Genomic DNA, 14,720 nt, shown 5'->3' with positions numbered 1-14,720 from the left:
GGTCAGCTCTCCGGCTGTTCGATCAGCTGCGCGAGGTACAGGGCCTCACCGAGCTTCTCCACCAGCTCCAGCTGGGTGTCGAGGTAGTCGATGTGGTGCTCCTCGTCCGCGAGGATCGACTCGAAGATGTTCGCTGAGGTGATGTCGCCCTTCTCGCGCATCACCCGGATGCCGCGCCGGAGGCGGTCGATCGCCTCGACCTCGACCTGCCGGTCGGCCTCGAACATCTCCTTCACCGTCTGGCCGACCCGTACGTGGAACAGCCGCTGGTAGTTCGGCAGGCCGTCCAGGAAGAGGATCCGGTCGGTGAGCACCTCGGCGTGCTTCATCTCGTCGAACGACTCGTGGCGCGTGTACTTCGCGAGCTTCGTCCAGCCGAAGTTCTCCTGCATCTTGGCGTGGAGGAAGTACTGGTTGATGGCGGTGAGCTCGCCGGTGAGCTGCTCGTTGAGGAACTCGATGACCTCGGGGTCGCCCTGCATCGCAGAGGCTCCTTCCACGTCGGGACTGCGGGGAGGTTGCGGCCGCATGATTTCACCGGGGCCGAAGATCGTCCAGTAAGTGCGTACTTAGTAGGTTGGTCCGCGATTGGCAGCAGTTGCCCGATTCGGGACGGGCCCGGTCATGGCTGGTCCTGCGCACCGTCCCGGGTCTGTCAGGATGGAGTCATGGGTCATCCGGTGGAGCGCGAGTCTGGAGAAGAAGCGGTGTCCGAGCTCCCGCCGGGACAGCGACTTCAGCGCGGCTGGCCCGTCACCCACTACGGTCCCGTCCCCAAGTTCCGGCCCGAACGCTGGGACTTCCGGGTCTTCGGCGCCACCGCCGACGGTGAGAAGCACTCCTGGAACCACGACGAGTTCGCCGCCCTCCCGTACGCCTCCGTCGTCGCCGACCTGCACTGCGTGACGAAGTTCAGCATGCTCGGCGCCGAATGGGGCGGGATCCCGGCCCGCACGGTCCTCGACATCGCGCCGCCCGCCCCCGGCGTCACCCATGTGATGGTGTGGGCCGAGTACGGCTTCAGCTCGAACCTGCGCCTGGCCGACTTCGCCGCCGAGCGCACGATCTTCGCCACCCACAAGGACGGCGAGCTGCTCACGGCGGAACACGGCTTCCCCCTCCGGCTCGTCGTCCCGCACCTCTACGCCTGGAAGGGCCCCAAGTGGGTCCGGGGCGTCGAGTACATGACGGCCGACCGGCGCGGCTTCTGGGAGGAGCGCGGCTACCACAACGTCGGCGACCCCTGGCGGGAACAGCGCTACTCCTACCAGGAGGAGCCGGGGGACGGCCCCGAGCTGTGAGGGGGACGGCGGCTCAGCCGTCCCGGAGCTTCTTCAGCCGCTCCACGTCCGCCGCATGGCCCTCCTTGCCGCCGGGCGTCTCGATGACCAGCGGGACGCCCGCGGTCGCCGGGTGCGTCATCAGCGCCCGGAACGGGTCCTCGCCGATGTGACCCGAGCCGATGCTCTCGTGCCGGTCCTTGTGGGCGCCGGCCACGTCCTTGGAGTCGTTGGCGTGGATCAGCCTCAGCCGGCCCTCGCCCACCGTCTCCACCAGCAGGTCGAGCGTCTGGTGCATGCCGACCGGACCCGTCAGGTCGTGCCCGGCCGCGAAGACGTGGCAGGTGTCGAGGCAGACGCCCAGTTTGGGGTGGGCGTCCAGCGCCTCGAAGTACGGCCCGAAGTCCCAGGTCCGGGAGCAGAGCGAGGAGCCCTGCCCGGCGGTGGACTCCAGCAGCAGGAACGGGTCGTCGTCATGGGTCAGCTCGTCCAGCAGCGGCAGCAGATGCTCGCGCACCTGCTTCAGCGCCACCGACCGGTCGCGCCCGCCCGTCGCGCTGCCCGTGTGCACGACCACGCCCAGGGCGCCGATCGCCCGGCCGCGCCGCAGCGAATGCCGCATCGACTCCACCGACCGCTCCACGGTCGCCTCGGTGTGCGAGCCGAAGTTGATCAGGTACGGCGCGTGCACGTAGGCCGGTATCGCCTCCGCCGCGCACCGCTCCCGGAAGGCCTCGTCCTGACGCGGGTTCCCTGCGGGCGTGGCCCAGCCGCGCGGGTTGGCGACGAACACCTGGACCGCCTCGGCCCGCAGATCGCGCGCGTACGACATGCCCACGTCGTGCAGACCGCCGGCCACGGGCACATGGCTGCCGACGGGGTTGCGGGACGGGAACGGCGACGAGGAAGAGCGGTACGCGGGGAGCGGGGCCGTGGCGAGCGGGGATGTGGAAAGCGGGGACGCGGGGGAGGGAGAGGCGGGGGCCGGAAAACGGGAGGGGGCTGCGGGACTCACCCGTTCAGGGTGTCATGTCCGCCGCCCCCGCCGGTCACCGGATGGTGATGGTGATCGTCGACCCCTTGGGGGCCTTGTCGCCCGCCTCCACCGACTGCTTCTTCACCGTGTCGCCGAACAGGCCGAGCAGTCCCCGGTCCTCCTTGACCTCGAACCCGGACTGCTCCAGGAGCGACTTGGCGTCGTCGACGCTCTCGCCCACGACGTCCGGGACCTCGATCATCTCCGGTCCCTTCGACAGCGTCAGCGTCACCGTGGCGCCGACGGCGAGCCGTCCGCCCTCCTTGGGCGTCTGCGCCGCGACCTTCCCCTTGTCGAACTCGGAGTTGACCTGCTGCGGGGCGATCTTCACCTTCAGACCGGCCTCCTGCAACTCGGCACGGGCGTCTTTCAGGTCCTCGCCGGTGACGTCGGGGACGTCGACCGGGCTGCCCTTGCTCACGACGATCGACACCGCGGTGCCCGCGCGGCGCTGAACGCCCGCCTCGGGATCGGTGCCGATCACCGCGCCCTGCTCGACGTCGTCGCTGAACTCCTCGGTGACCAGGCCCGGTTCCAGGCCGCCCTCCCTGAGCGACGCCTCGGCCTTCTTCAGCCGCGCGCCCCGCACGTCCGGCACCTTCACCATCTCGGGGCCGTCGGACACGGTCAGCGTCACCGCGTCGTGCTTGCGGATCCGGGCGCCCGGCCCGGGGTCGGTGCCCAGGACCGTGCCGCGCGCGACGGTGTCGCTGTGCCGGTGCTCGACCTTGCCCACCTTCAGCCCGGCCGCCTCCAGCCGCTGCCGGGCCTCGGCCTCCTTCTGCGTCAGCACCGCCGGGACCTTCGTGAACTGGCCGGAGTTGATGTACCAGACGCCCGCGCCCACGCCCAGCACCAGCAGCACGGCGGTGACGAGCGCGAGCACCCCGCGCCGGGGCCGCCCGAAACGGCGCCTCGGCGGCAGGGGCGGCGGGCTGTGGAAGCGTGAGGTGCGGTGCACCTCGGCCCCGGCCTCGTCGTCTCCGTCCACCGGCAGCGGCCGGGGCACCGTGAGCGAACGCGGGATCACGCTGGTGCGGTCCTCGGCGCCGTCGTGCGCGGCGGAGACCGCCTGCGGGGGCAGCGCGTCCAGCTGCTCCTCGCTGAGCGCGCCGCGCGCCTCCCGCGCCTTTGCGAGCAGCGCGACCGCGTCCGGCGGCCGGACGCCGGTGGTGCGGGCGGTGGCGGCGGCGACCAGTTCGTCCAGGACGGGCGGCAGGCCCGGGACCACGGCCGACGGCGGCGGGACGTCCTCGTGCAGGTGCTTGTAGAGCACGATCGCGGGGGAGTCCCCGTCGTGCGGCTTCTCGCCGGTGAGCATCTCGTACAGCACGACCCCGCACGCGTAGACGTCGACCCGGGGGTCGGCCGCGCCGGGCTGCTCGATCTGCTCGGGGGCGAGGTAGGCGACGGTGCCCAGCACCGCGCCGGTGGTGCTGGTGACGGTGTCCACGGACCGCACGAGCCCGAAGTCGGCGACCTTGACCCGCCCGTCGTCCCCTATCAGCACGTTCTCGGGCTTCATGTCCCGGTGCACGAACCCGGCCCGGTGCGCGGCGCCCAGCGCCGCGAGCACGGGCTCCAGGATGTCGAGCGCGGCCCTCGGCTGAAGCGCGCCGCGCTCGCGCAGCACGTCACGCAGCGTGCAGCCGGCGATGTACTCCATGGCGAGATAGACGTACGACCCGTCCGCGCCCTGGTCGAAGACCTGCACGACGTTGGGGTGGGCGAGCCGGGCGACGGACTTCGCCTCCCGGATGAACCGCTCGACGAACGCGCCGTCGGCGGCGAGCGCCGGATGCATCACCTTGAGCGCGAGCACGCGGTCGAGGCGGGTGTCCACGGCCCGGTAGACCGTGGCCATCCCGCCGACCGCGATCCGCGCCTCGACGCGATAGCGGCCGTCGAGCACCTGCCCGACCAGAGGGTCCTGAAGGGTCGTGTCCACGCAGGTGAGTGTACGAGCCGCCGCCGACACCTCGCCGGTCCCGCCGGGATCGCGGCCCGACTGCAGCCGACCTGTGACGCGCGTCCCGGTCCCCGGACGTCACCGCCGCCCCGCGCCCGACGCCGTCGCCGCGGGTCAGAAGGCGGGACGCTCCGGATCCAGCGCGGCCATGCCCTCGGCGGGCGACGAGGCCTGCGCGAACCAGCGGCGCGGGATACGGCCCGCCAGCCGGGCCAGCCGCCCCGCCTCGACGCCGGCCCGCATGGCGCACGCCATCCGTTCCGGATCCCGCGCGCGCGTCACCGCCGACGCCAGCATCACCCCCGCGCACCCCAGCTCCATCGCCAGCGCCACGTCGGACGCCGTGCCGGCGCCCGCGTCCAGGATCACCGGCACCCGCGCGTGCTCGACGATCAGCTGGAAGTTGTGCGGGTTGCGGATGCCCAGGCCGGAGCCGATCGGGGAGCCCAGCGGCATGACCGCGGCGCAGCCGACGTCCTCCAGCCTGCGCGCCAGCACCGGATCGTCGTTGGTGTAGGGCAGCACGGTGAAGCCGTCGTCCACCAGCGTCTCCGCCGCGTCCAGCAGCTCGACCGGATCCGGCAGCAGCGTCCGCTCGTCGGCGATGACCTCCAGCTTGACCAGATCCGTGCCGAGCGCCTCCCTGGCCAGCCGCGCGGTCAGCACGGCCTCGCCGGCCGTGAAGCACCCCGCCGTGTTCGGCAGCACCCGGATGCCCAGCCGCTCCAGCACCGACAGCACCGAGCCGTGCACCGTGGGGTCCACCCGGCGCATCGCGACCGTGGTCAGCTCGGTGCCGGACGCGACCAGCGCGCGTTCCAGCACGTCCAGGCTGGGCGCGCCGCCGGTGCCCATGATCAGCCGCGAGGAGAACGTGAGCCCTCCGAGGCCGAAGGAGTCGTCGGCCATGGCTCAGCCCCCCTGGACCGCGGTGAGGACCTCCACGCGGTCGCCTTCGTGGAGCGCCGTGGACGCCCACCGCGCGCGCGGGACGACGGTCTCGTTGAGCGCGGCGGCCACCCCGGAGGCGGCCGGCGTCAGGGACCGCACGACGCCGTCGAGGACGGTGCCGACCGCGAACTGCCGCCGCTCGCCGTTGACCGAGACGGTCAGCCGGGCGGCGGGTGCGGCCGGGGCGGCCGGTGCGCCTGGTGAGCCCGGTGTGCCCGGTGCGCCTGGAGTGGCCAGTGAGGTCGGGGCGGCCGGAGCGCCCGGAGCGCCCGGAGCGCCGGGAGCGCCGGGAGCGCCGGGAGCGCCGGGAGTGCCCGGTGTGGCCGGAGCGCCCGGTGTGGCGGAAGCGCCCGCAGCGCTCGGTATGGCCGATGCGGCCGGTGTGATCGGAGCGCTCGGCGTGGTTGAAGGGTTCTGTGCCCTCGCTGTGGCCGGTGTGGTCGGTTCGCCCGGAGCGCTCCGTGCGCTCGGTGTGGCCGGTTCGCCAGGAACGCTCTGTGCGGCCGGTGCGCTCTGTGCGGCCGGTGCGGCCGGTGCGGCCTGTGCGTCCGGGATGGGCGGGGTGGTCATGCGGGCTGCTCCGAGAGTGCGGCGACGCCGAAGCGCCGGGGAGTGAAGGGACGGGCCTCGTCCGGGAGTTCGCCGGTGGCCAGGACCTGCGCCATCGCGTCACCGGTCACCGGCGTCAGCAGCACGCCGTTGCGGTAGTGCCCGGTCGCCAGCGACAGCCCCGCGAGCCCGGTCGGCCCGAGCAGCGGCGCGTTGTCCGGGGACGCGGGGCGCAGACCCGCCCGCGTCTCGGTGAGCGGCAGTTCGGTGATCCCCGGGATCAGCTCGTGGGCGTCGCGCAGCAGTTCGTACACGCCCCCCGCCGTCACCGTCGTGTCCCAGCCCAGCTCCTCGCTGGTCGCGCCCACCACCAGTTCGCCGTTGTCGCGCGGCACGAGATAGACCTGGCTGCCGCGCACCACGGCCCGCACGGTCCGGCTGAGGAACGGCGCGCAGCGCTGCGGCACGGTCAGCCGCAGCACCTGCCCCTTCACGGGCCGCACGGGCGGCAGCACGTCCCTCGGGACCCCGGCGAGCCGCCCGCTCAGACTGCCGCCGGCGAGCACCGTCTGCCCTGCCGCCAGCGCCGTGCCGTCCCGCGTGACGGCGCCCGCGGCCCGCTCGCCCGCCACGGTCAGCCGCTCGGCCCAGGCCCGGTGGAAGACCACGCCCGTCCGTTCGCACGCGCTCACCAGGGCCCGCGCGAGCCGCCGCGGGTCGACCTGGTGGTCGCCGTCCACCCGCAGCCCGCCACGCACCCCCGGCGCGAGCATCGGCTCCAGGCGCCGGCACTCCCGCCCGGACAGCCACTCCGACTCCAGCCCCGACTGCCGCTGCAAGGCGTGCAGTTCGCGCAGGTGCGCCCGGTCGTCGGCGTCCAGCGCGACGGCCAGCGTGCCGCACCGCCGGTACCCGAGGTCCTGTCCGGTCAGCTCCGTGAGTTCGGCGGCGAAGTCCGGATAGCGCCGCGCCGACGCCAGGTTGAGGCCGAGCAGCGTCTGCTCGCCGTGGTGCAGTTCGGTGACGGCGGCCAGCATCCCGGCGGCCACCTGGGCGGCCCCGCCGCCCGGCTCCGGGTCGACCACCGCCGTGGCGAGCCCGCGCTGTGCGGCCCGCCAGGCCGTGACCAGCCCGATGATCCCGCCCCCGATGACGAGGACGTCTGACGTACGCGGAGACGACATGGGCGTCCAGCCCCTCCCTTCGCCGGCATGACCCGGATCAGGTTCGTACGGTCGGAGGCCGCCAGCCTCCCTCTCAGCCCGGTGCGTCCGGGCTCCCGCGAGTGCTCTACGGTGGCCACCCTAGCCCGCCGCCGCACACCGCAGTAAGGGAGCCTCCGCGCATGGCCAAGTCACTGGACGGCCTCGTCCTCGCCCCGGTGGCCGACCAGGCGCCCGGCCAGGTCGGCGTCCGCACCCGCTTCGCGTACCACGAGCGGGACGGGGCGGTGTGGGCCGACTACGCGGGCGGCGACGTCGTACGCGGCCATCTGCTGGGTACCCGGGAGGGAGACCGGCTCGACTTCCGGTACGTCCAGCTCAAGCACGACGGTACGACGTCCTCGGGGCACTGCGTGTCCACGGTGGCCGAACTGCCCGACGGCCGGGTGCGCCTCGACGAGCGCTGGGAGTGGGAGTCGCGGCCGGGCAGCGGGACGAGCGTCGTGGAGGAGATCCCCGGCGGTGCGGACGGCCCCGGCGGCGGCGGTGTGGAGCAGGTCACGGAGCACGGCCGCTGACTGACTGATCGTCAGGTGTCTAAGGTGATCGGGTGAGTGAGCAGAGGCGGGAAGAGGGCGGGCCGGACGGGCGCCGCGTGGTGATCGTGGGCGCCGGCATGGCCGGCGTGCAGACCGCGGTGGCCCTGCGCGAACAGGGCTTCGACGGCCGGGTGACGCTGATGGGCGCCGAACCCCATCAGCCCTACGACCGGCCGCCGCTGTCCAAGGCCGTGCTGCTCGGCAAGGCCGAGGGATCCGCCCTGGACGTCGACTTCGACGGCCTCGGCATCGAGCTGGAACTCGGCCGCGAGGTCCTCGGCCTGCGCGCGGGCGACCACGAGCTGGACACCGCGCGCGGACCCGTCGGGTACGACGTCCTCGTCCTCGCCACCGGCGCCGAGCCGATCCCGCTGCCCGGCGCGCAGGGCGTGCCCGGCGTGCACCTGCTGCGCACCCTGGACGACGCCGAACGCCTGCGGCCCGTGCTCGCCGGCCGGCACGACGTCGTGGTCGTCGGCGCGGGCTGGATCGGCGCGGAGTTCGCCACGGCCGCGCGCGAGGCGGGCTGCGAGGTCACCGTCGTCGAGGCCGCCGCCCGGCCGCTGGCCGGGGCCCTGCCCGCCGAGGTCGCCGCGCCGATGGCCGCCTGGTACGCCGACAGCGGCATTCCGTTGCGCACCCACGCGCGTGTGGAGCGCGTCGAGCCCGGCGCGGTCGTCCTCGACGACGGCTCGCGGCTGCCCGCCGAAGCCGTCGTCGTCGGCATCGGCGCCCGCCCCGCCACCGCCTGGCTGGCCGGCTCGGGCATCGAGCTGGGCGCGCACCGCGAGATCGTGGCCGACGCCGGCCTGCGCACCCGCCTGCCGGACGTGTACGCGGTCGGCGACTGCGCCTCCTTCCCCTCCGGCAGGTACGGCGAGCGGCTGCTCGTCCATCACTGGGACAACGCGCTCCAGGGCCCGCGCACGGTCGCGGCGAACATCGTCGGCGAGGCCACCGGCGAACCCGCGGCCGTCTACGACCCCGTCCCGTACTTCTGGTCCGAGCAGTTCGGCCGCTTCGTCCAGTACGCCGGCCACCACGCGCACGCCGACGCCGTCGTGTGGCGCGGCGACCCCGGCGGGCCCGCGTGGACGGTCTGCTGGCTGCGCGAGGACCGCCTGGTCGCGCTGCTGGCCGTGGGGCGGCCCCGCGACCTCGCCCAGGGCAAACGGCTGATCGAGGCGGGCACGCCCATGAACCCGCGGCTCCTCGCGGACCCGGCGCGGCCGCTGAAGGGCGCGACGGCCTGAGCCCGGCCGGGCCCGGTCGGACCGGCCCGGCTTCCGAGTGTCGGTGGCAGATGGCAGGCTTGTTCCCGTGACCGAGATTGACGCAAAGACCGATGCACTCGTCCCCGCCTGGCTCACCGTGCCGGACATCGCGGAGATGCTCGATGTGGACGTGATCCGCGTCCGGCAGCTGATCAAGGACGGCCAGCTCATCGCCGTGCGCCGCGGGGAGAACCGCGCGCTGCACATCCCCGCCGCCTTCATCGACGGGGACAAGGTGGTGAAGGGACTCGTCGGGACCCTGACCCTGCTGCGGGACGACGGCTTCAAGGACGAAGAGATGCTGGAGTGGCTCTTCACCCCGGACCCGAGCCTGCCCGGCACGCCGGCCCAGGCCCTGAGTGAGAACCGTGGCACGGAGGTGAAGCGCCGCGCCCAGGCGCTCGCCGTCTGACCCGCGGATCCGAACACCGACACCCGGCGTACGGGAGCGCACCCGGCCCCCGTACGCCGCCACCCTGGGGGAACCTCGTATGCCCGACACCGCCCGCCCGTCCCTGTCCGGCGCACGGCTGTACCTGTGCACGGACGCCCGTACCCGGCAGGGCGACCTCCCGGAGTTCCTCGACGCCGTGCTCGCGGGCGGCGTCGACATCGTCCAGCTGCGGGACAAGGGCATGGAGGCGGCCGAGGAGCTGGAGCACCTGAAGGTGTTCGCCGATGCCTGTGCCCGGCACGGCAAGCTGCTCGCGGTCAACGACCGCGCCGACGTCGCGCACGCGGCCGGCGCCGCCGTGCTCCACCTCGGACAGGGCGACCTGCCCGTGCCCGCCGCCCGCGCGATCCTCGGCGAGGGCGTGCTCGTGGGCCGCTCCACGCATACCGCGGCGGAGGCCGAGGCCGCCGCCGTCCAGGAGGGCGTGGACTACTTCTGCACCGGCCCGTGCTGGCCCACCCCCACCAAGCCCGGCCGCCACGCGCCGGGCCTGGACCTGGTGCGGCACACCGCGTCCCTCGGCACGGACCGCCCCTGGTTCGCCATCGGCGGCATCGACCTCGGCAACCTCGACGAGGTGCTGGCGGCGGGCGCCCGCCGGGTCGTCGTGGTGCGGGCGATCACCCAGGCGGACGACCCGGGCGGCGCGGCGGCGGAGTTCGCCAAGCGGCTGAGCGAGGGGTAGCGCCCGCGTCCCGGCCCGCGGCGCCACGGCGTCCGCCCGTCCGGCGGCGCCGTCCTCGTACGATTGTCCAAGGGGTGGACAACAACTCGACAATCCGGGCAAATTTCCCGCATTCGGTTGGGTGACCGCCCACCCCTGGCTAACCTGCCGGTATGGCCCTAGGAACCGCATCCACCAGGACGGACCGCGCGTGCACCGTGCGCGACATCCTGGCAACCGGCAAGACGACGTACTCGTTCGAGTTCACCGCGCCGAAGACGCCGAAGGGTGAGCGGAGCCTGTGGGACGCCCTGCGCCGGGTCGAGGCGGTCGCCCCCGACTTCGTCTCCGTGACCTACGGCGCCGGCGGGTCCACCCGGGCCACCACGGTCAAGGAGACCCAGCAGATCGTCGTCGACACCACCCTCACGCCGGTCGCGCACCTCACCGCCGTGGACCACTCCGTCGCCGAGCTGCGCAACATCATCGGGCAGTACGCCGACGCCGGCATCCGCAACATGCTGGCCGTGCGCGGCGATCCGCCCGGCGACCCGATGGGCCCCTGGGTGCCGCATCCGCAGGGCCTCACGTACGCCGCCGAACTGGTCCGTCTCATCAAGGAGTCCGGGGACTTCTGCGTGGGCGTCGCCGCCTTCCCCGAGATGCACCCGCGCTCCGACGAGTGGGACCTGGACGTGTCGCACTTCGTCGACAAGTGCCGGGCCGGCGCCGACTACGCGATCACCCAGATGTTCTTCGAGCCCGACTCGTATCTGCGGCTGCGCGACCGGGTCGCGGCGGCCGGATGTGTGACTCCCGTCATCCCCGAGGTCCTTCCGGTGACCAGTGTGCGGATGCTGGAACGCCTGCCCCGGCTCAGCAACGCCCGCTTCCCGGCCGCCCTGAAAGAGCGGATCCTCACAGCCAAAGACGATCCGGCCGCTGTACGCTCCATTGGCATCGACTTCGCCACGGAGTTCTGCGCACGGCTGCTGGCCGAGGGAGTGCCCGGACTGCACTTCATCACGCTCAACAACTCCACGGCGACGCTGGAAATCTACGAGAACCTGGGCCTGCACCATCCGCCGCAGGCCTAGACCGGTCGCACCCGGATACGACACACTGCGTAGCGGCCACTGGGAGAGGGGCGTACATGGGCTGGACGGTCCTCTACATCGCGTTCGGCATTGTCGCGCTGTGGCTGCTCGGCGAGGTTCTGCTGCAGTACAAGGCCCGGCTGCGCTGGCGGCTGCTGGCCTTCGTCGGCTTCCTGGGCGTCGTCCTCGGCGTCCTGATCCCGTCGGTCGTCGTCATCGCCCTGGGCGCGGCCGCCTTCGCGGTCGGCCAGACCTACGTCACCCTGTCGTTCCGCCGGGGCTTCGCCGAGGGCTGGGCCTTCCGCCGCTCGGACACGGAGAGCGACGGCACCGTCCTCACCAAGCGTCGCCGCGGCAAGGCCGAGCGCCAGGACCCGGCCCTGGAGGTCTCCGGCCCGGAGCCCGACGGGGCCGGCCCGGACTCCGGCGCGCCCCACGGTGACGGCACGGCGTTCGGCGGCCGGGACGAGCACGCCTTCGCCGCCGGGAAGGCCTACGGCGACGACGACTTCGACGGCGACGACCGCGACGACGTCTTCACCCCCGCGCCCCGCTCCTTCGACCCGGCCGCCTCCGTCTACGAGCCGCAGCCCCTGCCCGACGACACCGGCTCCTACGGCGTCTACAGCGACGCCGCCTACGCGGGCGCGACCGGCCAGGGGCAGTCCCAGGGCCAGGGGCAGGACCAGTACGCCACGGCCGGCCAGGGCACGGACCAGAACTACGGCTACGACTACGCCGGGTACCCCCAGCAGCAGTACGGCTACGACGCCACGGGCGAGCAGCAGTACGCCGCCTACTCCGACCCGTACATCGGCACCCAGACCTACGGCGGCGGCTCCTACGACGCCGGCTACGGCCAGCAGCAGTATGCGCAGCAGGGCTACGGCCAGGAGCAGTACGGCGCCGGCGGCTACGGCGGGGAGACCCCGGCCAGCGGGGTCTGGGTCCCGCAGCAGCGCAACACCGACGACCCGCTGGGCGGCGAACTCCCGCCCGACCAGCAGCAGTACCCGTACCAGGGCGACGGACAGCAGCCCGGCCAGGGCAACGGCTACGACGAGCAGTACCGGTTCTGACGGCCGCGTCCGCCTCCCCGTCCACCCCTCGGCCCCCGCGCGCGGCGGGCCGTCACGGCCTCACCGCGAGCCGCGGAACTCCGGCCCCTCCACGATCAGCCCGGACACCAGCGTGCCCGACATGCCCGCGTGCGGCAGGCCGCCGCCCGGATGCGACCAGCCGCCGACCGTGAACAGCCCGCGCAGCCCGGTCGAGTTGGCGGGATGCAGCAGCCGGCCCCCGGCCGCGGCCAGCGCGGGCGCGGGGACGGCCCCGCCTTCCGCGCCGGTCTCGTGTGCGACGTCGGCCGGGGTGCGCACCTCACGCCACAGGACACGCTCGCGCAGCCCGGGAACGGCCCGTTCGGCCATGTCGAGCAGCGCGTCCACGTGCGCGTCGGACACCCGCGCCCCGGCGGGGACCACGGCACTGAGCGTGACCGGCTCGTGGTCGCCGTCGGGTGCCAGCCGCGCGTCGTCGGGCCGCAGCACCGTGACCGTCGGCCGCGCGGGCACCGACGGCGCCGCGCCGAACACGCTCTCCAACTCCGCGTCCCGGTCCGGCGCGTGCACCACCGTCCGGTGCGCCACGCCCTGCGGCCGCGGGCCGCGCAGCGCCAGCAGCACGGTCAGCCGGCTCGGCAGCGCCCGCTGGGGCGCGACCTCGTCCCCGCCCCGGGCGGGAAGGCCGGGGAAGCCGCCCGGCGCCAGGACGAAGTCCGCCTCCGCCACCGTGCCGTCGGCGAGTTCGACGCCCGCCGCCCTGCCGTCCTCGTCCACGATCCGCGTGACCTCGGCGTCGAAGACGAACGCGACCCGGCGCGCCACACAGCGTTCGTACACCGCGCGGGCCAGCTCCCGCATCCCCCCGCGCACGTACCACGTGCCGAAGGCGTGCTCCATGTACGGCAGGACCGCCGCGCTCGCCGGGGTGGACCGGGGATCCAGGCCGTACGCGAGCGCGTGGCCCTCCAGCAGCGCGGCGAGCCGGGGATCGCGCAGCTCCCAGGCGCCGATCTCGGCCAGGGTGGCCGCCTGCCGGGTGCGCAGCAGACGCTTGTGGGGGACCGCCGGATAGGGCTCGCGGTCGGCGAGGACCGACCAGTTCGGCCACAGCGGCTCCTCCAGCAGCGGACGCCGGGTGCGGTCCCAGGCCTCACGCGCGCGCACCAGGAAGTCCCCCCAGCGCTGCCCGGCCCGCCCGCCGAGCGCCTCGTCCAGCGCGGAGACGACGCCCGCGCGCGAGGCGTTCGGCAGGGACACCTCGGCGCCGTCCGCGAACACGTGCCGTGCGGACGGGTCGACCTGGACCAGCTCGACGCAGGACTCCAGCGGCTCCTTGCCGGTCTTGACGAACAGGTCGCGGTAGACGGCGGGCAGGGGGAGCAGCGTCGGGCCGGTGTCGAACGCGAACCCGTCCCGCTCGAAGCGGCGCACCGCTCCGCCGTACGTCCCCGTCCGCTCGTAGACCGTCACCCGGTGGCCCGCCACGGCCAGCCGGGCGGCCGCCGTCAGCGCGCCCATCCCGGCGCCGATCACCGCAATCCCTGCCATGCCCGTGACTGTATCGGCCGCCACCGACAGTGACGTGATCAGCCCGGGGACGGCGGCCACGGGGGCGCGCCGAGCCGGCGTTCCTCGCGCCGTTGCGCCCGGCGCCGCAGGAACCGGCGGATCCGTGAGACGAGGAAGTACAGGACCAGCAGCCCGGTCAGCAGCAGGGCACCGGCGACGACGGAGGCCGCCACCGGGTGGAAGATCGCGAACGTGACGATCGCGGCGACCCCGAGATCCTCCGCCAGGCTCACCACGATGTTGCTGAACGGTTCGGGCGAGCTGTTGACCGCCATCCGGGCGCCCGCCTTCACGGCGTGGCTGGCCAGCGCGGTCGAACCGCCGAGCGCCGCGGCGGCCGCGTCGGAGAGCGAACCGCTCTGCCCGGCGAGCAGCGCGCCGACCCAGGCCCCGGCCACCGGCCGGACCACGGTGTGGGCCATGTCCCACGCCGAGTCCACGTACGGGATCTTGTCGGCGACCGCCTCGCACAGGAACAGGACGGCCGCGACGGCGAGCACCTCGGGTCGCTGCAACGTCTGCGGGACGTCGTCGCTCACACCGGTCGCGCCGAAGACGCCGAGCAGGAGCACCACCGCGTACGCGTTGACGCCGCTGGCCCAGCCGCTGGTGAACACAAGAGGGAGTACGGACACGGACGCGATCGTAGCCAGTGGGCCGCCCGGCGTCCTGGGGATGAGCGCGCGGAGCTGAGTACCCGTACCTAGGGGCGGAGTTGAGTACGCGCGCGGATGGGCTGCGACCTGCCCGGACGACAGAGTGGAGGCACGGAGAAGGGGCGCGGCTCCGGCACCGGCGACACGGGGCGCCGGAACGGAGCGGCCCTCGATCCGCTCCTTCCGCCGGCCGACCGGCTCGGCGGGAGCGAGACACGGGGGGAGCCCCGGGGGAACGACCGTACGGGGGAACGACGGGGGAGAGAACGGGGGGAACGGGGGAACGGGGGAGCACGCGCAGGCGCCGGTTCGCGGCGGCCCACGGGGGACGTGGCCGCAACGGACCGGCGCCTGTGCGTGCACGCGCGCGGGAGAGGCTCGCCTCCCCCGCGCGC

At 73.8% G+C, this 14,720-nt stretch carries 15 protein-coding genes and 1 riboswitch; of the genes, 7 read left to right on the top strand and 8 right to left on the bottom strand.

Annotated elements, in window-relative coordinates; all coding sequences use genetic code 11:
- Window positions 1-2 precede the first annotated feature (2 nt).
- A complete protein-coding gene (bfr, locus tag OG802_RS09455; protein ID WP_329409007.1) occupies window positions 3-482 on the bottom strand; it encodes a bacterioferritin in 480 nt (159 codons plus the stop codon).
- Window positions 483-668: 186 nt separating this feature from the next.
- Between bfr and OG802_RS09450 the strand changes: the two genes are divergently transcribed.
- A complete protein-coding gene (locus OG802_RS09450; protein WP_329409004.1) occupies window positions 669-1,301 on the top strand; it encodes a sulfite oxidase-like oxidoreductase in 633 nt (210 codons plus the stop codon).
- A gap of 13 nt (window positions 1,302-1,314) precedes the next feature.
- Here the strand turns inward: OG802_RS09450 and OG802_RS09445 are convergent, their stop codons facing one another.
- The 5 genes from OG802_RS09445 to thiO all read right to left on the bottom strand — a co-directional run bounded on the left by OG802_RS09445 (window position 1,315) and on the right by thiO (window position 6,969).
- Window positions 1,315-2,145 (bottom strand): deoxyribonuclease IV, encoded by an 831-nt coding sequence (locus OG802_RS09445; protein WP_329417008.1) that lies wholly within the window; start codon window positions 2,143-2,145, stop codon window positions 1,315-1,317.
- Window positions 2,146-2,329: 184 nt separating this feature from the next.
- Window positions 2,330-4,264 (bottom strand): Stk1 family PASTA domain-containing Ser/Thr kinase, encoded by a 1,935-nt coding sequence (gene pknB / locus OG802_RS09440; RefSeq protein WP_329409002.1) that lies wholly within the window; start codon window positions 4,262-4,264, stop codon window positions 2,330-2,332.
- A gap of 135 nt (window positions 4,265-4,399) precedes the next feature.
- Window positions 4,400-5,194 carry a thiazole synthase gene (locus OG802_RS09435; RefSeq protein WP_329409001.1) on the bottom strand — a complete coding sequence of 265 codons (795 nt, stop codon included), beginning with the start codon at window positions 5,192-5,194 and terminating at the stop codon, window positions 4,400-4,402.
- A gap of 3 nt (window positions 5,195-5,197) precedes the next feature.
- A complete protein-coding gene (gene thiS, locus OG802_RS09430; protein WP_329417007.1) occupies window positions 5,198-5,398 on the bottom strand; it encodes a sulfur carrier protein ThiS in 201 nt (66 codons plus the stop codon).
- Window positions 5,399-5,802: 404 nt separating this feature from the next.
- Window positions 5,803-6,969, bottom strand: a complete 1,167-nt coding sequence (gene thiO, locus OG802_RS09425) for a glycine oxidase ThiO (RefSeq protein WP_329408999.1) — start codon at window positions 6,967-6,969, stop codon at window positions 5,803-5,805.
- Window positions 6,967-7,078: riboswitch (TPP riboswitch) on the bottom strand. It overlaps the preceding gene by 3 nt.
- Before the next feature lie 52 nt (window positions 7,079-7,130).
- Here thiO and OG802_RS09420 point away from each other — a divergent pair.
- From OG802_RS09420 to OG802_RS09395, 6 genes are all read left to right on the top strand, one after another.
- Window positions 7,131-7,526 carry a hypothetical protein gene (locus OG802_RS09420; RefSeq protein WP_329408997.1) on the top strand — a complete coding sequence of 132 codons (396 nt, stop codon included), beginning with the start codon at window positions 7,131-7,133 and terminating at the stop codon, window positions 7,524-7,526.
- A 32-nt stretch (window positions 7,527-7,558) separates the two neighbouring features.
- Window positions 7,559-8,800 (top strand): NAD(P)/FAD-dependent oxidoreductase, encoded by a 1,242-nt coding sequence (locus OG802_RS09415; protein WP_329408996.1) that lies wholly within the window; start codon window positions 7,559-7,561, stop codon window positions 8,798-8,800.
- Between the two features lie 67 nt (window positions 8,801-8,867).
- Window positions 8,868-9,233, top strand: coding sequence for an Rv2175c family DNA-binding protein (locus tag OG802_RS09410; protein ID WP_020129955.1), 366 nt, complete (start codon window positions 8,868-8,870; stop codon window positions 9,231-9,233).
- Window positions 9,234-9,312: 79 nt separating this feature from the next.
- Window positions 9,313-9,960: a thiamine phosphate synthase gene (gene thiE / locus OG802_RS09405; RefSeq protein WP_329408994.1), complete on the top strand. Its 648-nt coding sequence runs from the start codon at window positions 9,313-9,315 to the stop codon at window positions 9,958-9,960.
- Between the two features lie 152 nt (window positions 9,961-10,112).
- Window positions 10,113-11,036, top strand: a complete 924-nt coding sequence (gene metF / locus OG802_RS09400) for a methylenetetrahydrofolate reductase [NAD(P)H] (RefSeq protein WP_329408993.1) — start codon at window positions 10,113-10,115, stop codon at window positions 11,034-11,036.
- A 56-nt stretch (window positions 11,037-11,092) separates the two neighbouring features.
- A complete protein-coding gene (locus OG802_RS09395; protein ID WP_329408991.1) occupies window positions 11,093-12,115 on the top strand; it encodes an SCO2102 family sporulation regulator in 1,023 nt (340 codons plus the stop codon).
- Between the two features lie 60 nt (window positions 12,116-12,175).
- Here OG802_RS09395 and OG802_RS09390 read toward each other — a convergent pair whose 3' ends face one another.
- Together OG802_RS09390 and OG802_RS09385 are read right to left on the bottom strand one after the other, a co-directional pair.
- The gene (locus tag OG802_RS09390; RefSeq protein WP_329408989.1) at window positions 12,176-13,648 is read right to left on the bottom strand and encodes a phytoene desaturase family protein; all 1,473 of its coding nucleotides are present in this window, start codon (window positions 13,646-13,648) and stop codon (window positions 12,176-12,178) included.
- Between the two features lie 38 nt (window positions 13,649-13,686).
- Complete coding sequence (locus OG802_RS09385; RefSeq protein ID WP_329408987.1) at window positions 13,687-14,304, bottom strand: DUF4126 domain-containing protein; 618 nt, start codon at window positions 14,302-14,304, stop codon at window positions 13,687-13,689.
- Window positions 14,305-14,720 lie beyond the last annotated feature (416 nt).

The organism is Streptomyces sp. NBC_00704, from assembly GCF_036226605.1.
Taxonomy (GTDB): Bacteria; Actinomycetota; Actinomycetes; order Streptomycetales; family Streptomycetaceae; genus Streptomyces.
The sequence above is the reverse complement of the archived record's forward strand: the minus strand, read 5'-3'. Positions and strand labels throughout refer to the sequence as shown.